This is a genomic window from Methylophilus sp. Leaf414, assembly GCF_001425425.1.
Lineage (GTDB): Bacteria > Pseudomonadota > Gammaproteobacteria > Burkholderiales > Methylophilaceae > Methylophilus.
Genome location: NZ_LMQQ01000003.1, coordinates 130594 through 155805, shown reverse-complemented (window position 1 = coordinate 155805; position 25212 = coordinate 130594). Strand labels below are relative to the sequence as shown.

The window sequence follows — 25212 nt, the reverse complement described above, 5'->3', positions numbered from 1 at the left end:
ACAGAATTTCCGCTTTATCTTGTTATCTCAGTTTCAGGGTGGACAAGCCAACCAGTACCAGCATCATGGTAATGATCCAGAAACGGACCACCACTTGTGTCTCTTTCCAGCCTTTTTGCTCATAGTGATGGTGCAACGGCGCCATCAGGAAAATACGCTTGCCGGTCCCGGTCATTTTCTTGGTGTACTTGAAATACAGTACCTGTGCCGCGACCGAGAAAGTCTCGATCACGAACACGCCACCCATAATGAACAGCACAATTTCCTGGCGTACCACCACGGCCACCACACCCAACGCCGCACCGAGTGCCAGCGCACCGACGTCGCCCATAAACACTTCTGCCGGATAGGCGTTAAACCACAAGAACCCCAAACCGGCGCCTGCCATCGCCGCACAGAACACCATCAGCTCACTGGCGCCTTCAACATAGGGAATACCGAGATATTTGGCGAATACGATGTGGCCAGCCACATATGAGAACAGCGCCAGTGCAGCCGCGACCATCACGGTAGGCAAAATGGCCAGGCCATCCAGGCCATCGGTCAGGTTGACGGCATTGCTGCTGCCGACGATGACCAGGTAAGTTAATACGATGAAACCCACCGCACCTAACGGCAGTGCCAGGTGTTTGAAAAACGGCACGATCAGGGTGGTTTCAACCGGCGTGGTGGAAGTTGCGTATAAAAACGCTGCCACGCCAAAGCCGATCAGGCTTTGCCAGAAATATTTCTCTTTGGCAGACAAGCCTTTAGGATTTTTGTAAACCACTTTGCGATAGTCATCCACCCAGCCAACAGCGCCGAAACCCAATGTGGTAATTAACACCACCCAGATAAACCGGTTATGCAGATTGCCCCATAACAGTGTGGAAATCGCGATCGCCACCAGGATCAACGCGCCCCCCATGGTCGGTGTGCCGGCTTTCACAAGGTGTGTTTGCGGACCATCATCACGTACGGACTGGCCGACTTTGTATTCAGTCAGTTTGCGGATCATGGCTGGCCCGACCAGGAACGAGATGGCCAGTGCCGTCAGTGTTGCCAGCACGGCGCGCAGCGTGATGTAATCAAATACGTGAAATCCACGCACATCCGACGACAACCACTTTGCCAATTCCAATAACATAAGCTTCCCTATTTCCCCACCAGTTCGGCGGCTTGTGTTTCCACCAATGCATTGACTACCCGCTCCATTTGCATGAAGCGCGAGCCTTTCACCAGTACGATGTCTTCTGCGGATGTGTTTGCCTGTAATGCGGCAATTAATTTTTCTATTGAATCGAAATGCTGGCCTTGCTCGCCAAAGGCTTTAATGGCTGCCTGGGTGTGATTACCCAAGGCATACATCGCATCGATACCATTATTTTTTGCGTAACTGCCAACCGTGGCATGCATGGCTTCGGCGGCATCGCCCAGTTCACCCATATCGCCCATCACAAATACGGTACGTAGTTTGTAGTTACGCAACACATCCAGTGCTGCTTTCATCGAATCAGGATTGGCGTTGTAAGTGTCATCAATCACTTTGGCGCCGTTAGCGGCAGTTTTTTGTTGCAAGCGGCCTTTTACGCCACCGAACCCTTGCAGGCCTTGTGCCACTTCTTGCAGACTGGCGCCAGCTGCTATGCTGGCAGCAGCGGCAGCTAAAGCGTTCATGATGTTGTGTGTACCGGGCACGGCCAATGTCACAACAACACCTTCATTCTGATAATGCACACTGAATGAAGATGATTCACCTGCTACCATTTCGCCGCGAACGTCAGCTTCAGGACTCATACCGAAAGTCATCACGCGTCGTTGTTGGTTCAAACCGCGCCAGTAAGTGAAAAACTCGCTATCCGCATTGATCACTGCAATACCGTCTTCAGCCAGTCCGGTAAAAATCTCGCCTTTGGCCCTGGCAATATTTTCACGCGACCCCAGTTCGCCGATATGGGCGGTGCCGGCATTGTTAATCACAGCCACATTCGGGCGGGCGATACGGGTCAGGTAATCAATTTCACCCAGATGGTTCATACCCATCTCGATCACCGCAATACGGTGAAAAGGACGCAGGCGCAGCAGCGTCAAAGGCATGCCGATATCATTGTTAAAGTTTCCGGCAGTCGCTAATACCTTGTCAGCACCGCCGACATGTACTTGCATAATGGCGGCAATCATTTCTTTGGTAGTGGTTTTGCCATTGCTGCCGGTGATCGCGATCATGGGCGTGCCCAGATGCTGGCGCCAATATTCCGCCAGCTGGCCCATGGCCAGGCGTGTATCTTTTACTTCTATTGTTGGCAACTCGGTTTTGACTGGATGTCTGACCAATGCAGCCGCTGCACCTAATGCGGTTACCTGTGGTAAATAATCATGTCCATCAAACTTTTCACCAGGCAAAGCCACAAACAACTGGCCTGGCTGTACGCGGCGGCTATCGCTATCTACAGAGGTCACTGTAATCTCGGCATTTTGCCTGTGCAGCGTATGTAATGTGCCGTGCAATACGTTGGCGATGGTTTGCAAGGTCATCATGATTGCGCCCTCTTTTTCAGCGCATTCAGCACCCACTCAGCATCACTGAATGGATAGCGTATGCCTTGTATTTCCTGGTAATCCTCATGACCTTTGCCTGCCACCACCACCACATCGCCCTTGTTTGCACGCATGACTGCTAATGCAATTGCTTTGGCACGGTCGGTTTCCATGCTGAATTCGCGGGTCATGCCTTCGGAAATGGCAGCAATAATTGCATAAGGATTTTCGCTGCGCGGATTGTCATTGGTAACGACCACGCTATCAGCTAATGCACCGGCAATACGGCCCATTTCACTGCGTTTGCCGGCATCGCGGTCACCACCACAACCAAATACGCAGCTCAGTTTTCCGCGTGCCTGGATACGCAAAGTCTGCAAGGCTTTTTCCAGCGCGTCAGGCGTATGTGCATAATCCACCACGACCAATGGCAGGTCACCACCACCGAACATCTGCATGCGACCAGCGACCGGCACCAGACCAGAAACTGCCTGTAAAGCCGCTGGCAGGGCCACGTCATTAGCCAGCAAACACCCAAGCACGGCCAATACGTTATAAACATTAAATTGTCCCAGGGCATGCAGTTGCACCAGACCATTGCCTTGAGGCGTGCGCACCTGGATTTCAAAACCAGTCGCATGCATGGTGACGGCGGTTGCACATATATCCGCCTCTTGCATGCCATAACTCAACACCAGCTTGCCCTGTTTACGCAGGCGGTCAATCAGTTCGACTCCGAACGCATCATCTGCATTGATCACAGCCGCAGATAACGTCTGCCAGTCAAACAATTTTTGCTTGGCCGACTGATACGCTTCCATGGTGACGTGGTAATCAAGATGATCACGCGTGAGATTGGTGAATACAGCAACATCGAACGACACGCCATTGACACGGCCCTGATCAAGGCCATGCGATGAAACTTCCATGGCGACCATCTGCACATCTTCCAGCAAGAAATTGGCTAGTATTTTCTGTAACTCGACCGGGCCTGGTGTAGTGTTTTGCGTAGGTTGCAAATCATCCAGCGTACCGTTGCCCAAAGTACCAATCACTGCCGATTTACGTTGCAGGAAACGGTAAGCCTGTGCCAGCCAGTGGGTAACAGTGGTTTTGCCATTGGTACCGGTGACGCCAATGCACCATAATTGCTCGGTCGGGTCTTTATAGAATTGGCTCGCAATATGGCCCACCTGCGACTTCAGGTCTGGAATCGCGATATTGTGTACAGTCCACTCCGGATTCCAGTCGAAACCCAGGCTATCCCAGATAATCGTATTGGCACCTTTGGCAATCGCATCCGGAATATAGTCGCGGCCATCGCCGTGCTGCCCCGGGTATGCCAGGAATAAGCCATGCTTCTCCACCTGGCGGCTATCAGCCGTGATCCCGTGTACCGGCGCTGGAATAATGTACTTACTCACATGGCCTCCGGTACCGCTGCAGCTTCTGCAGGTGTGGCCAAAGGCAAAGCATTACCATCCTGAGGAACCGCCAGCATACGTAATACATCGTTCATGACAGCACTGAATACCGGCGCAGCCACGCTGCCGCCGTAATATTCGCCATTGTTTGGCTCGTCTATCATCACCGCCATGATCAGGCGCGGGTTAGAAGCGGGCACCATACCGACGAAAGAACCTACATATTTGTCATGCTCATAACCATGAGCGCCCAGTTTGTGCGCAGTACCGGTTTTACCGCCGACGCGATAACCGGTCACTTGTGCTTTCAATGCGGTGCCGCCTGGCTGCACCACCAGTTCCAGCATATCTTTGACTGCATTTGCTACCTTGGCAGAAAATACCTGACGGCCTACTGGTGGCTCAGATAGTTTGGTTAGCGTCACAGGCAGCAATTCGCCTTCATTGGCGAACACAGTGTAGGCACGAGCCAATTGCAATAAAGTCACGCTGATGCCGTGCCCATAAGACATGGTGGCCTGCTCGATAGGACGCCAGGTTTTGTAATCGCGTACCTTGCCAGAAGCCTCGCCCGGAAAACCGATTTTTGTCGGCGAGCCAAATCCGAGCTGAATGTAGGTATTCCATAACTGTTCGCGGTTGAGTTCCAGCGCCATTTTGGCCGAGCCGACGTTGGAAGATTTCTGGATGATCTGCGACACGCTGAGCATCTGGTTAGGGTGCGCATCGTGAATGGTGGCTGTTCCTACGCGTAAATAGCCAGGTGCGGTCTGGATTTTGGTATCCGGCTGGTAAGGCCCGAATTCCATGGCAGCGGCTGCGGTGACCGGCTTCATGGTAGAGCCAGGTTCAAAAATATTGACGATGGCTGAGTTACGCAGTTTACTGGCGACATTGCCCGGATTATTCGGGTTGTAGGTGGGAATATTCACCAGCGCCAGCACTTCGCCGGTTTTGGCATCCAGTACCACTGCGGCACCTGCTTTGGCTTTATGTTTCTCAACCGCGCGCAACAACTCTCGGTGCACTACATATTGCACGGTGCGGTCTATGCTCAACACCAGATCCTGGCCATCATGTGGCAGTTTAATCGCGACCAGGTCTTCAACCACATGGCCTTTGCGGTCTCGCACAAAATCGCGCTTGCCGGAAGTGCCGGACAAGACGCTGTTACGATAGAGCTCCATGCCCTCAACACCAGTATCATCCACCCCGGTGAAACCGACGATATGCGCCGCCACTTCTGCCGCAGGGTAGAAGCGTTTGTATTCTTTCTGACTGAATACGCCGGGCACTTTCATCGCCATCACCAGTTTTGCCACATCGGGCGCTACTCTCCGTTTGATATATACAAATTCTTTTTTCTTTTGCTGCACTTTTTGCTGCAACTCTTTTGGCCGCATTTCCAGCAACTTGGCCATTTGCTTCAACTGCGCCGCCGAGATATTGACATCGGTCGGGTTCATCCATAACGACTCCACCGGCAGGCTGATTGCCAATGGCTTGAAGTTACGGTCATAAATCTTGCCGCGGTGAGGCATCAATTCCACTTTACGCCGTGAAAAGGCTTCACCTTTTTTAATCAGATAATCCTTGTGCAGGGTTTGCAGGTAAAACCCGCGACCCAGCAACAATACAAAACCCAACAACAACAGCACCAGCAGCGTTCTTCTACGCCAGGCCGGCAATTTCACCAGCTTATGTTGACTCTCTTTAAGCAGCATGACCGTTCACTAATTCACACTACTTAGTCGCTGCCGGCACAACAATAGGCGCCGTCGATACATCCACTACGATGACCTGCGTTTGCTGCATGCTAGGGCTGTGCATATGCAAACGTGCGGTGGCGAACTCTTCCAGCCGCGAATGCATGGCCCAGGTACTTTGCTCAATCTGCAACTGGTCATACTCAGTCATATATTGCTTGGTCAGCATTTCCTGCCGGTCAAGCTCAAAATACAACTTGCGTGCCTTGTATTGCGCGGTGACCACCCCTAATGCCATGGCAATCGTCAATACAAATAAAATCAGGTTCAGCCGTATCATTCAAAACCGTCACTGAACACTTGTGCGCTCTGCCACGCGCAACACCGCACTGCGTGAACGCACATTTGCAGACACTTCAGCCTGGCTTGGCTTAGTGGCCTTACCTACTGAAATCAGGCGCGGCTGTGGTATATCCTTCGCACGCACAGGCAAACCCGCCGGCAAATTATCCCTGTCCATTTCAGACTGGATAAAACGCTTTACGATACGGTCTTCCAGCGAGTGAAAGCTGATCACTGCCAGACGGCCACGCTCACGCAGCAAGCGCAAGCAGTCAGGCAACACTAGCGAGAGTTCCTCAAGCTCTTGATTGACGAAAATCCGTAAAGCCTGAAATGTGCGCGTTGCAGGGTTCTGGCCCGGCTCAACCTTGTGGATGGCGCCTGCCACGATCTTGGCAAGTTGTCCCGTAGTGGTGATGGCATGCCCATCTTCGCGCTCCTTAACAATCGCCCTTGCAACCTGCTTAGCAAACCGTTCTTCACCATAGTCCCTTATCACCTCAACCAATTGCTTCTCTGAAATTGTCGCTAACCACTCGGCGGCGGTTTTGCCACGACTCTGATCCATACGCATATCCAGCGGCCCGTCAAAACGGAAACTGAATCCACGCTCACCTTCATCAATCTGCGGGGAAGAAATCCCCAAATCGAGCAAAATGCCATCCACCGCTTCCACGCCCAACTCCGCCAGCACCTCTGTCATGCCGGAAAAATGGGCATGCGCGATGTTAAAACGCGTATCGGAGATGCTTTTTGCATGGGCAATTGCCGCCAGATCGCGATCAAGCGCAATCAGGCGACCTTGTGAACCTAACCTGGAAAGTATCAGGCGACTATGACCGCCGCGCCCGAATGTGCCATCCACATAAACGCCATCGGCACGTACATTGAGCGCATCGACTGCCTCATGCAAAAGCACCGTGATGTGGCTGGCGGCTGGCGACACAGACGTTTCCGTCGAAGACGCGGGCGCTGACTTCGCGCCCGCCATCATAGTGAGAATCCCTCTAGTTCTTGAGGAATCTGTAATTGATCGGTAGCCATGAGCTTTTCCAACTGCTGATCCCAGGCAGCTACATCCCACAACTCGAAATGGCTACCCTGGCCAACCATCATCACATCTTTATCAAGCCCGGCAAATTTGCGCAGCACCGCATTCACCAATAAACGGCCGGCAGAATCCAGATACATCACATCCGCTTGGCCGACAATCATGCGCTGGATACCACTGATTTGAGGATTGAAACTGGACAAACTGGTCAGCTTGGTTTCAATAGGCTCCCAAGCCGCTTGCGGATATAAAATCAGGCAGCGATGCGGATGCGCAGTCAACACAACTTCGCTTTGACCGCCTGCGGTCAGGGCGTCACGGTGCTTGGCCGGCACACTGAGCCGCCCTTTAGCATCCAAACTTAACTGTACTGCCCCGCGAAACATGGTTAACTGATCACCTTTTTGTACGTTTATGAGAAAATTTCCCACAATTCAACACAAAATCACCCTTTTGCACACTATAGATAAATTAAAAGTGCTTGGCAAGCACTTTCATGGAAAATTTTCTTTAAAGACAAAGACTTACGACATTTTAACAAACCAATTCAAATCAACATATTGCAGCAATGAATACACAATGTTGTTTAATAAAAATAGCTATCCCATTGAAAATATTGAATAATTAAAAAATATTAATATTTAAGTTATTTTTTGCATTAACTACCGTGACAATTGGTCGAATAACCAGCATTTAAATACACACATTTATCCAACATATATATGTCGCGAAAACTGAAGTTTTTCTTGATAGGAACAGCTATTTTGTTAGCCATGGAATGGCGTTCTTTACTTTATTACTTATCGCCGCCACCGGATTTTGGCAAGGGCAAAGTCACCCTTTACGCAACTGACTGGTGCCCTTATTGCGCAAAAACGCGCGCATTGCTTGAGCAATTGCATGTGCCATATAAGGAATACAATATTGAAACGTCAGAAGAAGGTAGAGATCAATATCAGCGTCTGGCCGGTAAAGGTGTGCCGGTGTTATTGATTGATGGAGAAGTGGTGCGCGGATTTAATGAAAATAATATTGTTGCTGCGCTAGCGCAATGGCAAGGCAGCCAGGTTCAAAACAAACTGGAAACAAAACAGGAAGAGTAAAGCCAACCGGTAAGCCGGGTTCTGTAACTACTTGCGTAGCTGACAGTCATTCCTCTAGGCGTGCAATTACTCACACGCTCAAGCTATCTACCCGCTGGCAGCGCGAGCCACGCCTTATTACTTGCGTAAAATGCCAGCCTATTTGATATTGCTGCAGATGGAGGTTACCGCGTTTCACCCGTTTCGACGCAAGCTCGCAACAAGTTGCTCCCAGGTCGAACCGACTCGTCTCTGTGGCCCTATTCCTCGCCTTATACTGTTTCCAGCTTTCAGCGTACGGCCGTTAGCCGTCATCCCGCTCTGTGCAGCCCGGACTTTCCTCCCCCTAGCAAATGCCAAGCGGCGACTGTCTGGTTGGCTTCATGGTCATTTTAACATGCCACAAGCTAGCGACACTCGTCAGATGCAAGAGCGTCGTATAATTTCACAACCAACTCTTTTACATACAACATAATATGTCCCAAGAAAAAACCGGCCAACTAGACCCTTCATGGCAAGCCAAGATAGGCGAAGAACTTGATAAGCCTTACATGCAATCTCTCAAGGCTTTTTTGCAGCAGGAGAAAGCTGCGGGTAAAACGATTTACCCGCCCGGGCCGCTAATTTTCAATGCATTTAATCACACCCCGTTTGACCAGGTACGTGTGGTGATTATCGGGCAGGACCCTTACCATGGGCCGGGGCAGGCGCATGGCTTGAGTTTTTCGGTACAGGCGGGCGTGGCTTTACCGCCATCACTGATGAATATCTTTAAGGAAATCGAATCAGACATTGGCATCCGCATGAGTGGCAGTGGTGATTTAACACCTTGGGCAGACCAGGGTGTTCTATTACTGAATGCCACGCTGACTGTGCAGATGGCAACTGCGGGTTCGCACCAGAACCGCGGCTGGGAGCAATTTACCGATGCGGCGATTGCCGCCCTGAATGCTTACAGGGAAGGACTGGTTTTTGTGCTGTGGGGAAGTTATGCGCAAAAGAAAGGAGCCATGATAGACCCCAACAAACATTTAATTTTAAAGTCTGTGCACCCGTCGCCACTATCGGCGCATCGCGGTTTTTTTGGTAACCGTCAATTTTCCCAAATCAACGATTACCTGGTTTCGCGTGGACAATCGCCAATTTCATGGCAGCTTTAGGGTAGTTACCATGCTGCCGGCAGGTTGAACCTGGCCTATGCAGATTCATGTATACCGCAAGTCACTATCAACCTTTTGCCAGTTTCCATGCGATAGTCTGCCCGGCACGCAGCGGCACTAACACATCATCGGCGAAGGGGATTGACTCCGGCACCAGCCACTCCTCTCTACATAAGGTGATTTTGTCAGTGTTGCGTGGCAGATGGTAAAAATCCGGCCCATAAAAACTGGCAAACCCTTCCAGCTTGTCCAGCGCGCCCGCTGCTTCAAAAGCTTCGGCATACAACTCAATCGCGGCATGTGCGGTGTACATGCCGGCACATCCGCAACTTGCCTCTTTCGCCGATTTTGGATGCGGCGCACTGTCGGTGCCAAGAAAGAATTTTGGCGAGCCTGAGATCGCCGCTTTGACTAAAGCCTGCCTGTGCGTTTCACGCTTAAGCACCGGCAAGCAGTAGTGATGCGGGCGAATGCCACCGGTAAACATGGCATTGCGGTTCATTAACAGGTGATGCGCAGTGATAGTCGCTGCCAGATTATCCGAACCTTGCGCCACAAACTCAGCAGCATCTTTGGTAGTGATATGTTCGAATACAACTTTCAGGCCAGGGAAGTCTTTCAGTAAAGGCTGCAAGTGTCGCTCAATAAACACTTTTTCGCGGTCAAACACATCAATCTCGGCATCAGTCACCTCGCCATGTATCAACAATGGCATGCCAGACTTTTCCATTTCAGCTAACACAGCGGCACATTTTGCCAGGCTGGTGACGCCGGAATCACTATTGGTAGTAGCACCTGCCGGATACAACTTCACCGCCTTGACTACGCCATCCTGATGCGCACGCGAAATTTCTTCAGCCGCCATATTGTCGGTCAGGTACAGCGTCATCAGTGGCTCAAAAATCAGCGTAGCAGGCAATGCCTGCCTGATGCGATCATAATAAGCACGTGCGGCATCAGCGGTTGATACTGGTGGGCGCAAGTTTGGCATCACGATGGCGCGGGCAAATTGTCTCGCCGTATCCGGCAATACTGCTTTTAAAGTCTCGCCATCGCGCAGGTGTAAGTGCCAGTCATCCGGGCGGGTAATCGTCAGTTGGGTTGTCATCTTGAATAATATATTGAAAGTTTAAACGGCGTCTTTTAATGCCAGCGCCGCCTCATAGAGTTCGTTTTTCTTGTGCCCGGTAATATCTGTCGCAAGCGCAACGGCCTGTTTCAAAGGCAGCTCTTGCAACAAGCGCTTAAGAATACGCTGGGTTTCATCATCCAGCCCTTCCGCTTTGACTTGAGGCGCAGGATGAACCAGCAACACAAATTCGCCGCGCTGCTGATTACTGTCTGCTTCTAACCAGTCTACAGCCTCTGTCAAGCTACTGACATGTATGGTTTCAAAGGTCTTGGTCAGCTCGCGTGCAATGGTTAGCAAACGCGCCCCGCCAAATACTGTTTGCAGATCTTGTACGCACTCGATAATCCTGTGTGGCGCCTCATATAACACCAATGTGGAAGGATAAGCTTTTAACAGCTCCAGCCGCTTGCGACGCTGCGAGCCACTGGCGGGTAAAAACCCTTCGAAACAGAACCCTGTTTGCATTATGCCTGAGGCCGACAAGGCTGCAATCACGGCACTGGGGCCTGGGATAGGCACTACTTTCAAGCCCGCCTCAAGTACCGCCTGCACGACTACCGCTCCGGGATCACTGACGGCTGGGGTACCGGCATCTGTCACCAGCGCAATGGATTCACCAGCCTGCAATCGCCTTAGCAAAGCTTCCGCAGAATGTTGTTCGTTGTGTTCATGCACTGCAATCAGGGGCTTGCTAATTCCGAAATGCCGTAAGAGACCAACGCTGTGCCGGGTATCTTCAGCCGCAATCGCATCGACCAGTTTCAACGTCTCCAGCGCACGCAGGGTGATATCACCCAAATTGCCGATCGGTGTCGCCACCACATATAATGTACCCAACTCACTCATGCCGCCATTTTAAGGCATCGCGACCTTTTCGCTAAGCACTATAGTTTTCCCCAGGCATTTAAAAAGATGATCATTACCCGCAAACTATGAAACTTAACCTCAATAATAAAGGCATTGCTGCGGAGGCAGCAGCGGCCAGGTTTCTTAAGCAGCAGGGCCTGGTATTGGTTGCGCAAAACTACAGTTGCCGGTTTGGCGAGATTGACCTGATTATGCAGGAAAAGAGCACACTGGTATTTGTTGAAGTCCGGCTTCGCAGTAATCAGAAGTTTACCAGTGCCGCGGACAGCATTCACCACCATAAACAGCAAAAATTGATTCGCGCTGCGCAGTATTATCTGCAAAGCCAGGACATTAATCGCCCGTGTCGTTTTGATGCCGTGCTGTTTAACGAGCCTAGTTTTGAATCCCCAAACTGGATTCGTAATGCAATCGAAACATAAAGAGCGTAGAATTTTATTTAACGTCTGCTGTCCATTATTTATCCATAACCAATCTTCTTAGTTTTTCTCGCAAACCTTAGTGTTGTAAATCAAGGAAACTTCATGAATAAAAAAATCTCCGCCATTGCCCTGTTATTAATCAGCACACAACTGAGTGGCTGTTTTCCCGCTATTGTAGGTGGTGCCGCAGCGGGTGGCGCGATGGCTGCAGATCGTCGATCTTCAGGTATTTATGTGGAAGATGAAAATATCGAGCTCAAAACACTGAAACGCATTTCGCAATACATGGATAAAGAATCCCATATTAATGTGACCAGCTATAACCGCATTGTGCTGCTGACTGGCGAAGTGCCAAACAATGGGCAGCAGACACAAGCTGAAACATTGACACGTGAAGTGTCCAATGTGCGTGATATACACAATGCGATTACTGTCGGCCCGGCTTCGTCAATTGGTGATCGCAGCAACGATACTTATATTACTACCAAAGTCAAAACGCGCTTCCTTAGTGAAAACCTGTTCCCATCCAATGTGGTAAAAGTAGTGACAGAAGCCAGCGTTGTCTACCTGATGGGTATCGTGTCTGAAAAAGAAGCTGAAGATGCGGTAGAAATCGCCCGAACTACCGAAGGCGTAACTAAAGTAGTCAAAGTTTTTGAGTACACCAAATAATTTTTTATATAAAGCTTTAAGGAAACTGAATGGAAGACCAGGAAATTATCATTCAAGGGATTACGCTTGCCGGAAAACCCTTTCGCCCCAGCGATTGGGTAGACCGCATGTGTAGCACCTTCGCCAGTTTTGGTGTTGATAAAAAATTACGCTACTCGCCTTATTTAAAACCCAAGCTGGTAAATAATGTGCGTAGTCTCTCGGTGGATATGAAATTGAAGCAGGTCAATCCTGAAGGGTTTGAACAGCTGATCCAGTTTGCTACAGAAAACCAGCTTAGCATTATCAATGCGGCGGGTGAAGCGGTCACTATCGACTCTTAGCACTTACATTATTAATACCGCTGGACTCAGCTCCAGATGCGGCCTCTTTTAGCAATTGCTCCAACCAGCGCTTGCTGACAGGGCCGCGTTTCACTTTATACAATTGCCCATCAGGCTTATAGATATAGGTAGTAGGTAATACTTCGGGCTGCGGCAGTGGTTTCTTTTGCGTACTACCCATGATAATGGGATACGAAATCAGCATATCTTCCGCAAAGTCAGTCACAGACTTTTCAGTTTTGTATTGCACTGCCACACCCAGCACCATGACATTTTTCAGCCGTTGCTCATCATAAAATGCGACCAGTTCAGGCATTTCTTCCAGGCAGGGTGGGCACCAGGGTGCCCAGTAATTGACCACCAGCCATTGACCCCGGTAGCCAGATAATTTATGTGTTTTACCTGCCGTATCCTGCATGACCCATGTCTGGAGCGGGTCAGCTTGCAGGCTGATCATCCAGAGCATGCCAAGTAATCCTATGCATAAGCTAAAACGGTTACCGCGCATAATTACCTTTAACTCGAACTTTCTGCTATTGAAAACCACACAATAGAACACATATAAGGCTATGTTTGAAAAAAACTTGATTCTGCTGGAAATCTGTTGCTATACTTGCTGGAAACACTTTTAGTAATTTCATATTTTCAGCAAATTACTAATTCAAACTATTTTAGCCAAACAATATTTAGCGCCAACATCAGAATTTTTCTGTGCAATTCCACTCTATCAATTCTTCACCCATTCTTACGAGGCAATAATGAGCGACAACATTACCCATTTAAGCGATGCCAGCTTTGAACAGGAAGTTTTACAATCTACGGTTCCGGTACTGGTTGATTACTGGGCTGAATGGTGTGGCCCTTGTAAAATGATTGCACCTATTCTGGATGATATCAGCAAAGAATACGCTGGCCGCCTGAAAGTTGCCAAACTGAATATCGATGATAACCAGAATACGCCACCTAAGTATGGCATTCGTGGGATTCCTACTTTAATGCTGTTTAAAAACGGCAATGTAGAGGCCACAAAAGTAGGCGCACTCTCCAAGTCTCAACTCAGCGCGTTTATCGACAGCAATATTTAATCCATTCACCCGGTTTCAAATAACTTCGAAACCGGGTTTTCTCTTCTTATTCTCCGACGTCTCAATCTAGCGAGTCACTCATGCACTTATCCGACTTAAAACATCTCCCCGTTACCGAACTGGTTGAAATGGCCACCAGTAACGAAATCGAAAATGCTAGCCGCATGCGCAAGCAGGACCTGATTTTTGCCATTTTGAAAAACAAAGCAAAAAAAGGCGACAGCATTTTTGGAGATGGGACGTTGGAAGTGCTGCCAGACGGTTTTGGCTTTTTGCGTTCACCTGATACTTCTTACCTGGCCGGTCCAGATGATATTTATGTGTCTCCCTCGCAAATCCGCCGTTTCAACCTGCATACCGGGGACAGCATTCAGGGTGAGATTCGTACCCCAAAAGATGGCGAGCGTTATTTTGCATTAGTTAAAGTAGACAGCGTTAATGGCGAAGCGCCAGAGAATACCAAGCACAAGATACTGTTTGAGAACTTAACACCATTATTCCCAACCATTCCGCTCACACTTGAGCGTGATATTCGCGGTGAAGAGAACATCACCAGCCGCATGATCGATATCATTGCACCTATCGGCAGAGGCCAGCGTGCCTTACTGGTGGCCAGCCCGAAAAGCGGTAAAACGGTCATGCTGCAAAATGTGGCACATGCCATTACAGCCAACCATCCTGACTGTGTGATGATTGTATTGCTGATTGATGAGCGTCCGGAAGAAGTGACAGAAATGACCCGCTCGGTACGCGGTGAAGTGGTCGCTTCAACCTTTGACGAACCGGCGACACGTCACGTACAGGTCGCAGAAATGGTGCTCGAAAAAGCCAAGCGCCTGGTCGAACACAAAAAAGATGTAGTCATTCTTTTAGACTCCATTACCCGCCTGGCCCGTGCATACAACACAGTCATTCCATCATCCGGCAAAGTATTAACCGGTGGTGTGGATGCAAATGCCTTGCAAAAACCAAAACGTTTCTTCGGTGCGGCACGTAATGTGGAGGAAGGTGGCTCACTGACCATCATAGCCACTGCACTGGTAGACACTGGCTCTCGTATGGATGATGTCATTTACGAAGAGTTTAAAGGTACCGGCAACATGGAAATCCACCTGGATAGACGCATGGCCGAGAAACGCATTTATCCAGCCATTAACGTTAATAAATCCGGTACCCGCCGTGAAGAGTTGTTGCTGGATAAAGATATACTGCAAAAAATCTGGGTACTGCGCAAATTGCTCTACCCTATGGATGACCTTGAAGCGATGGAATTCTTGCTGGATAAAATCAAGGCCACTAAAACCAATAACGACTTTTTTGACAGCATGCGCCGCGGTTAATGTTCGATAGCGTTGAATTATTACCAGAAATCTATTGATTAATAGAATGAATTGGGTGATAATCGCGCGCTTACCGCAACTGCTTAAAGATAGAGAGAAAGCATGAAAGCCGACATTCACCCAACATACCCAGAAATTAACGTCACCTGTAGCTGTGGCAATAAATTCAAAACCCGTTCTACCAGCGGCAAAGATCTGAGCATCGAAGTATGTTCACAATGCCACCCTTTCTACACTGGCAAACAGAAGATTGTGGACACCGCTGGTCGCGTTGAGAAATTCCGCCAAAAATACGGCATGTAATTGGGTGGGATGTATTCTAAAAAGGCAGCATGGCTGCCTTTTTTGTTTTTAACGCATGCTACTTTATCTTGTTTACCCCTGATGGTTTACACTAGATAGCAGCATAGGAACATAACGCGAGCACACAGCAGACACATGCAGTTTTTTATTGATCACGATTGGCAGGAAAATATGGCCACCCCGCGCGCCAAGGTGGGGGAACGGGCCAAAACACACCTGCTGATTCTGCTATGTACCATCTGGTTATGCGTAGGCTTAATCGGTCACTCACCATGGAAGCCTTTCGAATCGCAATCGGCCAGCATTATCCAAAGCCTGATTGACCACCCATTCTTATCAGCACAAAGCTGGACCGATGGTCACTGGATTGCGCCGGTCTCTGCAGGGCACCCAGCACTTGAAACGCCTCCGCTGTTTTACTGGGTTGCTACCGCATTTTCACAAACCCTCTCCCCTTTATTAACGATTCATGATGCGGCACGCTTAAGCGTGGGTATCTGGATGCTGGTCACGCTGCTGATGATGGGATTGAGTGGCCGTGAATTATGGAACCTGGGTGCAGGACGCCAGACCAACTTTATATTTATCGGCTGTCTGGGGCTAGTGGTCAGCGCACATACCATCATGCCGGAAGTAGCTGCGCTCAGCGGCATCAGCATGGCCTTTTATGCATTGACGCTGGTGATACGCAAACCGGTGCGGGCAATGTGGTTGCTTGCTGGCGGATTACTGATTGCCTTTTTATCAGCAGGATTATTACCCGCTGCCATGGTTGCGGGGACTACTGCAGGGGTGATTTTCTTGCCTGTGATACGGCAGCGTATGGAGGCCAAACGTGCTTTACTGCTTGGCATCACACTGGCATTACCCGGCATTATACTGTGGTGCCTGTTATGTCAGCAGTGGGCAAATGGCTTGTGGGCGGCCTGGTGGGCAACGCAGGTGACTGTACAAATACCAAGTAACCATCTGTATTTTATGCGGACGCTTGCTTGGTACGCCTGGCCGGCCTTGCCGCTTGCATTATGGGGAATCTGGCGCTTCAGGCATGCAGTGCTGAACACTTACCGCTTTCAGCTCAGCCTGATTTTTTTTGTATGGGCATTCGTGCTAATCGGTTTTTTCAGTGATCGCAGCGAAGTAAATGCCTTGCCGCTGCTGATACCGCTAACGGCTTTGGCGGCTGGTAGCATAGAAACCCTTAAGCGCGGCGCAGCGGGCGCATTAAACTGGTTTGGCCTGATTTTATTCGGCTTGCTGATCGCGATTGCCTGGTTAGGGTGGTGGGCGATGCTAACGGGTCATCCGATCAGACTTTATCAGCGTCTGGCTTACTTGTCTGGCCTGCAAACCATCCAGCTTAGTGTGCTTTACGGTGCCATTGCAGTGGCGGTGACATTGATCTGGTTATCCGGCGTGATACGTTCCAAGCACTCCAACCGCTCCAGTGCGACTAACTGGGCTATCGGCATGACCTGCGCATGGACTGTATTTATGAGTTTATGGTTACCGATGATAGAAGCGGCCCGTACTTACCAGCCTATTTTTGAAGATATGCGTAATCATTTGCCTGCACACTACCGCTGTATCAGCAGCCGCAATATTGGTTCTTCACAAGCAGACTTGCTGCATTACCACGCCGGCATTCGTCTAACAGCAGAATCAGCAGGGTGTGACTTGCTGCTAATTGAGGATCAGCCAGGTAAGCGCCACCCCTCACCAGGCACGGAGTGGTCGTTGATTTGGGAGGGTGAGCAAAGCCGCCAGAGTAAAGAGTCTTACAGGCTGCTTCAGCGTCGTTAATCTATAGACGTTAACGCAGAATGATTCAAGCTTGAATATGTTGCTGAATGGCAGCCAATACCTTAGGGTGCAAGCCCGTGCCCTGCTGTTGTTGCACATGCGCCACCAGCGATTTAATCATCACCGAGTTCCAGAATTTTTTCAAATGACTGGCAATTTCCAGCTTGGCATCTTCCACATCCGGATTTGCCTCAAAAAAATCGCCAATCTGGTTGGCCATTTTGATTAATTTATCGACTTCCATCGCTTGCTCTTTTCAAATCAACAATCAGTTAACTGTTCAATCACAGATATCAACACCGAATAAGCAGAATCATCTTTTCTTCGATTCGATTTAAATCTAGCCTGTTAATTCGCCATGGTAAACCACGCACTGTGCTGGCCTGGCAAACCCTACCAGCAAAAAATCCTGTTCTTGTGCCAGATTCACCGCTAGCGCTGTCGGGGCAGAAATGGCGACTAATGCCCGGCCACCGGTCATAGAGACCTTTTGTACCATTTCATAACTGGCGCGGCTGGTTGTCAGCACCCAGTGCTTGCTCCATAACTCGCCAAACTCAAGATTCTGGCGCAACAATAATCCAATGAGTTTATCCAGCGCATTATGCCTGCCGACATCCTCACGCACATGCAATACGTCGCCCTGGTCATTGACGATTGCACACGCATGGGTTGCTCCGGTGATTTGCTGTAGCGGTTGCTGCGATTTGAGTTGCGCTATGGCAGTATCAATCGCTTGCAGTGAAAGGTTTGGCCTAGATGTTGTTGGCAGTGAAGGAATCTTGAAAACCTGGTCCAGGCTTTCCGCACCACATAAACCGCAGCCGGTACGGCCAGTCAGGTTACGCCGTTGCTCTTTGAGCGCCGCAAACTGTGCCGTGGCTAACTCGATATGCAATTCAATGCCCTTCAACAGGCCATTGGCATGATGGATGGCTTTTGCGTCAATTCCGTAAATTTGCGCGCGCTCGCTAATAATGCCTTCGGTAAATGAAAACCCGTAGGCAAAGTCTTCCAGGTCAGCTGGCGTTGCAAGCATCACCACGTGCGAAATGCCGTTGTACACCAGCGCGACCGGTACTTCTTGTGCAAGCGTATCCACCACGCTTTGTGGTTGCCCATTACGCCAGCGGGTTACTTCAAATTCGTGGCCTGCTTGATAAGCAGTGAGTGGCTGCCAATCGTTGCTTGTGTCCGCGATTGGGCAGTCATCATATTCAATTGCTGGTTGAGCCATCAGGAAACAACCGTTTGCGGATCCATCCCCGACAATTCGATTTGCGTATCGCTGAAGGTGCGGTAGTCTTTCTGCCACTCTGACAACTGGTTCACCTTGGTTACCTGCACCGCTGTCACTTTATATTCCGGGCAATTGGTGGCCCAGTCGGAGTTATCGGTAGTGATCACATTGGCGCCAGATTCAGGGTGGTGGAAAGTAGTGTACACCACGCCCGGCTGCACGCGCTCGGTGATCTTGGCGCGCAACACCGTTTGGCCGGCACGGCTGCTTATGCCTACCCAGTCCCCTTCCAGAATGCCGCGGTCTTCAGCATCATGTGGATGGATTTCAATTTTGTCTTCCGTATGCCAGACTACATTTTCAGTACGGCGCGTTTGCGCACCAACGTTATATTGCGACAGGATGCGGCCGGTCGTCAGAATCAACGGGAATTTGCCGTTGACGCGTTCGGTCGTAGGCACATATTGCGTGACGAAGAATTTACCTTTGCCGCGCACAAACTCTTCGACGTGCATGGTCGGCGTACCGGTCGGCGCTTCATCATTACAAGGCCACTGGATACTACCCAGTTCATCCAGTTTTTTAAAACTCACGCCTTTAAAAGTAGGTGTCAGCGCTGCAATTTCATCCATGATGTCGCTTGCATGGTTGTAATGCATAGGGTAACCCAATGCCTCTGAGAACTTGGCTGTAATCTCCCAGTCCTCCAAACCAGCTTCGTGCTTGCCATCTTCCCTGAGACCATTTTTCGGCGTCATCACCTTACGCACCGGCGAGATACGACGCTCGGCATTAGTAAAGGTACCATTTTTCTCAAGGAAAGAAGCACCGGGGAAAAATACGTGCGCAAACTTCGCTGTTTCGTTCAGGAACAAGTCCTGCACAATCACGCATTCCATATTCTCCAGCGCATGCGTCACGTGCTGGGTATCCGGATCTGATTGCGCGATATCTTCACCAACGCAATAAACAGCTTTAAAGCTACCTTCAGCCGCCAGGTCCAGCATGTTAGGAATACGCAATCCTGGGTCTGCGCTCAAAGGAACCCCCCACGCTGCTTCAAACAATGCACGCGTTTCGTCATCTGACACATGGCGATAACCGGGGAACTCATGCGGCATGGAGCCCATATCACAAGAACCTTGAACGTTATTCTGTCCACGCAACGGGTTGACGCCAACGCCTTCGCGGCCAATATTACCGGTCGCCATCGCCAGGTTGGCGATACCCATCACGGTGGTTGAGCCCTGGCTATGTTCGGTCACACCCAAGCCATAGTAAATGGCTGCGTTGCCGCCAGTCGCAAACAGGCGCGCGGCTTCGCGTACCTTTTGCGGATCCAGTCCTAAATCTTTGGCCAGCGCCTCAGGTGAATTTTCCGGTTTGGCAACAAAGTCACGCCAGGCCACGAAAGAATCCCATTCACAACGCTCTTTGACAAAGTCCTCTTTAACCAAACCTTCGGTGACTACGACATGTGCCAATGCACTGATTAGTGCGACATTGGTACCTGGGCGCAAATTGAGGTGATAGTCCGCGCGAATATGAGGTGAATTTTCTACCAGGTCAATCGCACGCGGGTCGGCTACGATAAGCTTGGCGCCTTCACGCAGGCGGCGTTTCATCAATGAGCCGAACACCGGGTGACCATCGGTTGGATTGGCGCCCATGACAAAAATTACATCCGACTTCATCACGGAATCAAAGGTCTGTGTACCGGCAGATTCGCCCAGTGTTTGTTTTAAACCATAACCAGTCGGGCTGTGGCAAACGCGCGCGCAGGTATCTACGTTATTACTGCCGAATACAGCGCGGATCAGCTTCTGAGTCACATAGACTTCTTCGTTAGTACAACGGCTGGAAGTAATGCCACCGACTGCATCTTTACCATATTGAGCCTGGATACGTTGAATTTCACTGGCAGCATAGTTAATCGCCTCATCCCAGCCCACTTTTTGCCATGGATCATGAATGCTCTTGCGTATCATCGGGGTGGTGATACGGTCAGCATGGGTTGCATAGCCCCAGGCAAAACGGCCTTTAACGCAACTATGTCCGTGGTTGGCGCCACCTTCTTTGGTCGGCGTCATACGTACCACTTCTTCGCCCTTCATTTCGGCATCAAAGCTGCAACCCACACCGCAATAAGCACACGTGGTGGTCACGCTATGTTCTGGCGTACCTGCTGCAATCACGGTTTTTTCCATCAGGGTAGCAGTAGGACAAGCCTGTACGCAGGCACCACAGGACACACATTCTGAATCGAGGAAATCCTGGTTACCAGCGGAAACTTTGCTGTCAAAGCCGCGGCCCTGGATAGTCAAGGCAAAGGTGCCTTGCGTTTCTTCACAGGCTCGCACGCAACGGGAGCAGACGATACATTTTGACGCATCAAACGTAAAGTAAGGGTTGGATTCGTCTTTAGCCTGACCAAGGTGATTCTCACCTTCATAGCCATAGCGGACCTCGCGCAGGCCTACTGCACCTGCCATATCCTGCAATTCGCAATCACCGTTGGCGGCACAGGTCAAACAATCCAGTGGATGGTCGGAAATATATAATTCCATCACCCCACGGCGCACATCGGCCAGTTTTGGTGTTTGTGTTTTGACTTTAATGCCCGAAGCGACAGGCGTCGTGCATGAAGCCGGGTAACCGCGACGGCCTTCAATTTCCACCAGGCACAGTCGGCAGGAGCCGAAAGCTTCCAGCGAATCGGTCGCACACAGTTTAGGTACGGTTACGCCACCCAATTGTGCCGCATGCATAATCGAAGTACCTTCAGGCACAGTCACGTCGACGCCGTCGATATTCAGCGTCACCATGACATCGCTGTCAGATTTTGGTGTGCCGTAATCTTTGTTCGCGTCGTACTTCAATACTGAAGGTTGGGAAGGGGTATATTTGATGTCATCCATAATGTCACCTTTACTGCCTAGGCAGCAGCTTCTTTATTACTCAGACCAAAATCTTCGGGGAAATGATTCAGCGCACTTAGTACCGGGTAAGGCGTCATCCCACCCAGTGCGCATAAAGAACCATTCAGCATGGTGTCCGACAAGTCCCGCAGCAACTGCACATTCTGCGGATGGTTTTTACCGGCCACAATTTTATCCATCACTTCGACGCCACGGGTAGAACCAATCCTGCACGGCGTGCATTTACCGCAGCTTTCAATGGCGCAGAATTCGAACGCGTAACGTGCCATTTTGGCCATATCCGCCGTTTCATCAAACGCCACGATGCCGCCATGACCGAGTACCGCCCAGATTTTGCCAAATTCTTCATAATCCAGCGGTGTATCAAACTGGCTTTCCGGCAGGTATGCGCCTAATGGGCCACCAACCTGCACTGCGCGGATAGGTTTACCTGAGGCCGAGCCACCGCCATAGTCATACAACAGCTCGCGCAAGGTGGCACCAAATGCCAGTTCAACCAATCCGGTTTGCTTCAGGTTACCCGCTAGTTGGATAGGTAGGGTGCCGCGTGACCTGCCCATGCCGTAATCGGCATAATATTGTGCGCCTTTATCCAGAATGATAGGCACGGTTGCCAGCGAAATTACGTTATTAACAATGGTCGGCTTGCCAAACAAACCTTCAATCGCAGGCAATGGTGGTTTGAAACGCACCAGGCCGCGTTTGCCTTCCAGGCTTTCCAGCAGCGATGTCTCTTCACCGCAGACATAGGCGCCGGCGGCACGCCGTACTTCCAGATGAAAGGTTTTACCGGAACCCTGAATATTTTCACCCAGGTAGCCAGCTATATTTGCCCGGCGGATAGCTTCATTCAAGGTTTTGAGCGCATGCGGGTATTCGCTACGCAAATAGATATAGCCCTGGGTAGCACCGACAGCGATACCGGCAATCGTCATCCCTTCGATCAGAACAAACGGATCATCTTCCATGATCATGCGGTCAGAATAAGTGCCTGAGTCCCCTTCATCGGCATTGCAGACCACATACTTCTGCTCTGCCGGCGCATTCAGCACCGTATTCCATTTAATGCCGGTCGGGAAAGCTGCACCACCGCGGCCACGCAAACCGGAATCCGTGACTGCTTTCACAATGTCAGCCCCACTCAAGGCCAGTGCATTTTTCAGGCCTTTGTAGCCATCATGGGCCAGATAATCTTCCAGCGATACCGGATCGGTTATCCCTACGCGAGCAAATGTCAGGCGTTGCTGTTTTTTCAACCAGGCAAGCTCTTCGGTTAATCCCAGATATAAAGGATGCCCTTTTGCAGAATCTGACAGTGCATTAATAAAATTTGCATCAAACAGACTGGCAACATCTTTAGGTTGCACCGGGCCAAAAGCGACGCGACCTTCGGCAAGCTCCACTTCCACCAATGGCTCCAGCCAGAACAGTCCGCGTGAACCGTTACGGATCAGTTGTATATCAATACCTCTTGCTTGCGCTTCTGCCACTATGGCTTTGGCAGTGCGTTCGGCGCCTAGCGACAAGGCGGTCGAGTCAATCGGCACATATACCTTAACCATTGCAAACCTCGGCAATCAGCTCAGAAACCTTTTCACTATTCATGCGTCCATACACTTCATCATTCAGCATCACCGCCGGTGAGCACCCACAGTTACCCAGGCAATACACCGGTAGCAATGTGACCTTGCCGTCTTGGGTTGTTTGATGGTAATCCACGCCTAGTCTGGATTTGAGTTCAGTCTCAAGTTTTTCGGAACCCATAGCCTGGCAGGATTCCGCACGACAAATCTGCAACACATGCTTGCCAATCGGGTGAGTACGGAAATGGTGGTAAAAACTGACGACACCGTGCACTTCAGCGACTGAAAGTGCCAATGCCTTGGATATATCGGGATAAATAATCTCAGGAACATAGCCGATATCATCCTGAATTGCATGTAAAAGAGGCATCAAACCACCCGGCACATGCTGATGTGCTTGGATATGTGCTTTTATGAGCGTCTGCTGCTCCTGGCTTAATAAATGATCCAAACTAACCTCGCAGTTACAATTTAGTTACATTCTATCACCCCGAAATCATACGCTTTATTCATCCCTTGTGAAACCATGAAAAGGGCATAGAATATTGATTACTTTAAAATTAATGGACGCAATGCAATTTTCGACTCACATTCCCTCGCAGCTTATCGACCAGTTTGGCCGGCATGTCGACTACATTCGCCTGTCAATCACCGACCGTTGTGATTTCCGTTGCCAGTATTGCATGGCTGAAGAAATGACATTTTTGCCTCGCAATGAAGTGCTGAGCCTTGAAGAATGTTCGCGACTGGTTAAATTGTTTGTCCGTATGGGCGTGACGAAAGTTCGCATTACCGGCGGCGAACCATTGGTACGCAAAAATGCCATGTGGCTTTTTAAAGAGATAGGTCATTTGCCAGGCCTGCAGGAATGCCTGCTCACTACTAACGGTAGCCAGCTGGATAAACACAGCCTGACTTTAAAAGCCGCCGGTGTTAACCGTATCAATATTTCGCTAGATAGCCTGGATGAAGAACGCTTCCGCAAGATCACGCGTGTCGGTGAACTGCCAAAAGTGCTGTCCGGCATTGAGCATGCCATTCAAGCCGGATTCATCAATATCAAACTTAACACTGTGCTGATGCGTGGCATTAATGATGATGAAGCCATCGACCTGGTCAACTTTGCTATCCAGAAACATATTGATATTAGCTTTATTGAAGAAATGCCATTAGGTGAAGTTAACCATGACCGTGAAAGCAGTTGCATCAGTAATAACGAAACGCTGGCACAATTAAAAAGTAAGTTTTCGCTCACCCCGAGCATGCATAAAACCGGTGGCCCTGCGCGTTACTGGCAAGTCAATGGCGAAAAAACAAGAATCGGGTTTATCTCCCCGCATAGCCATAACTTTTGCGAAAGCTGCAATCGTGTGCGCATCACCTGTAAAGGTGAATTATTCTTATGCCTGGGACAAGAACATAAAATTGACCTGATGCCACTTTTGCGCGCTCACCCTAAAGACGATATGCCATTGGTTGAAGCTATCTTGCAAGGCATGCGCATCAAACCCAAAGGACATGACTTTGATTTACAGCGGGCAGCGCCAGCCGTAATTCGATTTATGTCGCATACAGGCGGTTAAATGCAGGTTACCGCAGTTATCCTGGCCGGCGGGCGTGGTATGCGTATGGGTGGCATTGATAAGGGGCTAGTCGATTATCAAGGCAAAACGATGGTGGCACATGTGCTTGACCGCATACAGCCACAAGTGGCGCAAGTCATGATTAATGCAAACCGTAACCTCGAGACCTATCACCAGTTCGGCGTTCCCGTAGTCACAGATGCTAATACGCAGTTCGACGGTCCATTATCAGGTTTTCAGGCAGGTTTAAAACATGCCCAAACTGACTGGCTACTGACAGTGCCATGCGACTCACCCCTGTTGCCGCTGGATTTAAGCCAGCGAATGTCGCGAGCGATTAACCACTCAAATGCTTTGATAGCAATTGCACGTAGTAGCAGCGGAGACCATCCGGTGTTTTGCCTGCTTCATTGCAGTTTAAGCAACGATCTTGATGCTTTTCTGCAAGAGGGGCAGCGCCGCGTCAGTGCCTGGCAAGCACGGCATACACCGGTGTTTGTTGATTTTGAAGATGAGCTAGCCTTTACTAACATTAATCATGCACTTTAGCGGTATCCACAAGTAGATATAAATAGCCTACCGTCTGGACTGCGAACAACCTTGGATCAGACTTGATTTTTAACATGCTGGCTGACGCC

Annotated in this window: 26 protein-coding genes and 1 other RNA gene; 11 read left to right on the top strand and 16 right to left on the bottom strand. The window is 49.9% G+C overall.

Annotated features, from left to right (window positions below):
* Positions 1-22: 22 nt before the first annotated feature.
* The 7 genes from mraY to mraZ are packed head-to-tail and all read right to left on the bottom strand — an operon-like array spanning position 23 to position 7426.
* Positions 23-1126: a phospho-N-acetylmuramoyl-pentapeptide-transferase gene (gene mraY, locus ASG24_RS07645; protein ID WP_055828222.1), complete on the bottom strand. Its 1104-nt coding sequence runs from the start codon at positions 1124-1126 to the stop codon at positions 23-25.
* An 8-nt stretch (positions 1127-1134) separates the two neighbouring features.
* The gene (gene murF / locus ASG24_RS07640) at positions 1135-2517 is read right to left on the bottom strand and encodes a UDP-N-acetylmuramoyl-tripeptide--D-alanyl-D-alanine ligase (protein WP_055869793.1); all 1383 of its coding nucleotides are present in this window, start codon (positions 2515-2517) and stop codon (positions 1135-1137) included.
* Positions 2514-3941 carry a UDP-N-acetylmuramoyl-L-alanyl-D-glutamate--2,6-diaminopimelate ligase gene (locus ASG24_RS07635; protein WP_055869790.1) on the bottom strand — a complete coding sequence of 476 codons (1428 nt, stop codon included), beginning with the start codon at positions 3939-3941 and terminating at the stop codon, positions 2514-2516. The genes murF and ASG24_RS07635 overlap by 4 nt, the downstream gene beginning before the upstream one ends.
* Positions 3938-5665 (bottom strand): penicillin-binding protein 2, encoded by a 1728-nt coding sequence (locus tag ASG24_RS07630; protein WP_055828229.1) that lies wholly within the window; start codon positions 5663-5665, stop codon positions 3938-3940. Before ASG24_RS07630 ends, ASG24_RS07635 begins: the two co-directional genes overlap by 4 nt.
* A gap of 19 nt (positions 5666-5684) precedes the next feature.
* Positions 5685-5987 carry a cell division protein FtsL gene (ftsL, locus tag ASG24_RS07625; protein ID WP_055869787.1) on the bottom strand — a complete coding sequence of 101 codons (303 nt, stop codon included), beginning with the start codon at positions 5985-5987 and terminating at the stop codon, positions 5685-5687.
* Between the two features lie 9 nt (positions 5988-5996).
* On the bottom strand, positions 5997-6983 hold the full coding sequence (gene rsmH, locus ASG24_RS07620; RefSeq protein ID WP_055828233.1) for a 16S rRNA (cytosine(1402)-N(4))-methyltransferase RsmH: 987 nt from the start codon (positions 6981-6983) through the stop codon (positions 5997-5999).
* Entirely contained in the window at positions 6980-7426 is a 447-nt protein-coding gene (gene mraZ, locus ASG24_RS07615) for a division/cell wall cluster transcriptional repressor MraZ (RefSeq protein ID WP_055869784.1), read from the bottom strand. The genes rsmH and mraZ overlap by 4 nt, the downstream gene beginning before the upstream one ends.
* Before the next feature lie 387 nt (positions 7427-7813).
* Between mraZ and ASG24_RS07610 the strand changes: the two genes are divergently transcribed.
* Positions 7814-8143, top strand: coding sequence for a glutaredoxin family protein (locus ASG24_RS07610; protein WP_055869780.1), 330 nt, complete (start codon positions 7814-7816; stop codon positions 8141-8143).
* Here the strand turns inward: ASG24_RS07610 and rnpB are convergent.
* An RNA gene (gene rnpB, locus ASG24_RS09100) (RNase P RNA component class A) lies at positions 8138-8505 on the bottom strand. The genes ASG24_RS07610 and rnpB overlap by 6 nt on opposite strands.
* A gap of 93 nt (positions 8506-8598) precedes the next feature.
* Between rnpB and ung the strand changes: the two genes are divergently transcribed.
* The gene (ung, locus tag ASG24_RS07605) at positions 8599-9282 is read left to right on the top strand and encodes a uracil-DNA glycosylase (RefSeq protein ID WP_055869778.1); all 684 of its coding nucleotides are present in this window, start codon (positions 8599-8601) and stop codon (positions 9280-9282) included.
* 67 nt (positions 9283-9349) lie between these two features.
* On the opposite strand, the gene pyrC is transcribed toward ung, so the two are convergent.
* Entirely contained in the window at positions 9350-10390 is a 1041-nt protein-coding gene (pyrC, locus tag ASG24_RS07600) for a dihydroorotase (protein ID WP_055869775.1), read from the bottom strand.
* Between the two features lie 21 nt (positions 10391-10411).
* Complete coding sequence (gene rsmI / locus ASG24_RS07595) at positions 10412-11260, bottom strand: 16S rRNA (cytidine(1402)-2'-O)-methyltransferase (RefSeq protein WP_055869771.1); 849 nt, start codon at positions 11258-11260, stop codon at positions 10412-10414.
* 86 nt (positions 11261-11346) lie between these two features.
* Between rsmI and ASG24_RS07590 the strand changes: the two genes are divergently transcribed.
* From ASG24_RS07590 to ASG24_RS07580, 3 genes are all read left to right on the top strand, one after another.
* A complete protein-coding gene (locus ASG24_RS07590; protein WP_055828248.1) occupies positions 11347-11703 on the top strand; it encodes a YraN family protein in 357 nt (118 codons plus the stop codon).
* A gap of 102 nt (positions 11704-11805) precedes the next feature.
* Complete coding sequence (locus tag ASG24_RS07585) at positions 11806-12375, top strand: BON domain-containing protein (protein ID WP_055828251.1); 570 nt, start codon at positions 11806-11808, stop codon at positions 12373-12375.
* Between the two features lie 29 nt (positions 12376-12404).
* Positions 12405-12698, top strand: coding sequence for a DUF3579 domain-containing protein (locus tag ASG24_RS07580; protein ID WP_055828253.1), 294 nt, complete (start codon positions 12405-12407; stop codon positions 12696-12698).
* On the opposite strand, the gene ASG24_RS07575 is transcribed toward ASG24_RS07580, so the two are convergent.
* On the bottom strand, positions 12685-13206 hold the full coding sequence (locus tag ASG24_RS07575; protein ID WP_055869768.1) for a TlpA disulfide reductase family protein: 522 nt from the start codon (positions 13204-13206) through the stop codon (positions 12685-12687). The two genes, ASG24_RS07580 and ASG24_RS07575, sit on opposite strands and share 14 nt — an antisense overlap.
* 250 nt (positions 13207-13456) lie before the next feature.
* On the opposite strand from ASG24_RS07575, the gene trxA reads away from it, so the two are divergent.
* The 4 genes from trxA (at position 13457) to ASG24_RS07555 (ending at position 17229) form a co-directional block, all read left to right on the top strand.
* A complete protein-coding gene (gene trxA / locus ASG24_RS07570) occupies positions 13457-13783 on the top strand; it encodes a thioredoxin TrxA (protein ID WP_019883507.1) in 327 nt (108 codons plus the stop codon).
* A gap of 80 nt (positions 13784-13863) precedes the next feature.
* On the top strand, positions 13864-15123 hold the full coding sequence (gene rho / locus ASG24_RS07565; RefSeq protein WP_055828259.1) for a transcription termination factor Rho: 1260 nt from the start codon (positions 13864-13866) through the stop codon (positions 15121-15123).
* 102 nt (positions 15124-15225) lie between these two features.
* Positions 15226-15426, top strand: a complete 201-nt coding sequence (gene rpmE / locus ASG24_RS07560; RefSeq protein ID WP_055828263.1) for a 50S ribosomal protein L31 — start codon at positions 15226-15228, stop codon at positions 15424-15426.
* A 135-nt stretch (positions 15427-15561) separates the two neighbouring features.
* Positions 15562-17229, top strand: coding sequence for a glycosyltransferase family 39 protein (locus tag ASG24_RS07555; RefSeq protein WP_055869764.1), 1668 nt, complete (start codon positions 15562-15564; stop codon positions 17227-17229).
* A 25-nt stretch (positions 17230-17254) separates the two neighbouring features.
* Here ASG24_RS07555 and ASG24_RS07550 read toward each other — a convergent pair whose 3' ends face one another.
* The 5 genes from ASG24_RS07550 to ASG24_RS07530 form a co-directional block, all read right to left on the bottom strand.
* Complete coding sequence (locus tag ASG24_RS07550) at positions 17255-17473, bottom strand: formate dehydrogenase subunit delta (RefSeq protein WP_055869761.1); 219 nt, start codon at positions 17471-17473, stop codon at positions 17255-17257.
* A gap of 96 nt (positions 17474-17569) precedes the next feature.
* On the bottom strand, positions 17570-18466 hold the full coding sequence (gene fdhD, locus ASG24_RS07545; protein ID WP_055869758.1) for a formate dehydrogenase accessory sulfurtransferase FdhD: 897 nt from the start codon (positions 18464-18466) through the stop codon (positions 17570-17572).
* Positions 18466-21387: a formate dehydrogenase subunit alpha gene (gene fdhF, locus ASG24_RS07540; RefSeq protein ID WP_055869754.1), complete on the bottom strand. Its 2922-nt coding sequence runs from the start codon at positions 21385-21387 to the stop codon at positions 18466-18468. The genes fdhD and fdhF overlap by 1 nt, the downstream gene beginning before the upstream one ends.
* Before the next feature lie 17 nt (positions 21388-21404).
* A complete protein-coding gene (locus ASG24_RS07535) occupies positions 21405-22970 on the bottom strand; it encodes an NADH-quinone oxidoreductase subunit NuoF (RefSeq protein ID WP_055869752.1) in 1566 nt (521 codons plus the stop codon).
* On the bottom strand, positions 22963-23442 hold the full coding sequence (locus ASG24_RS07530; protein WP_055869749.1) for a formate dehydrogenase subunit gamma: 480 nt from the start codon (positions 23440-23442) through the stop codon (positions 22963-22965). Before ASG24_RS07530 ends, ASG24_RS07535 begins: the two co-directional genes overlap by 8 nt.
* A gap of 121 nt (positions 23443-23563) precedes the next feature.
* Here ASG24_RS07530 and moaA point away from each other — a divergent pair, with 121 nt between their 5' ends.
* Together moaA and mobA are read left to right on the top strand one after the other, a co-directional pair.
* Entirely contained in the window at positions 23564-24574 is a 1011-nt protein-coding gene (gene moaA, locus ASG24_RS07525; protein WP_055870448.1) for a GTP 3',8-cyclase MoaA, read from the top strand.
* A complete protein-coding gene (gene mobA, locus ASG24_RS07520; protein WP_055869746.1) occupies positions 24575-25123 on the top strand; it encodes a molybdenum cofactor guanylyltransferase MobA in 549 nt (182 codons plus the stop codon).
* Positions 25124-25212 lie beyond the last annotated feature (89 nt).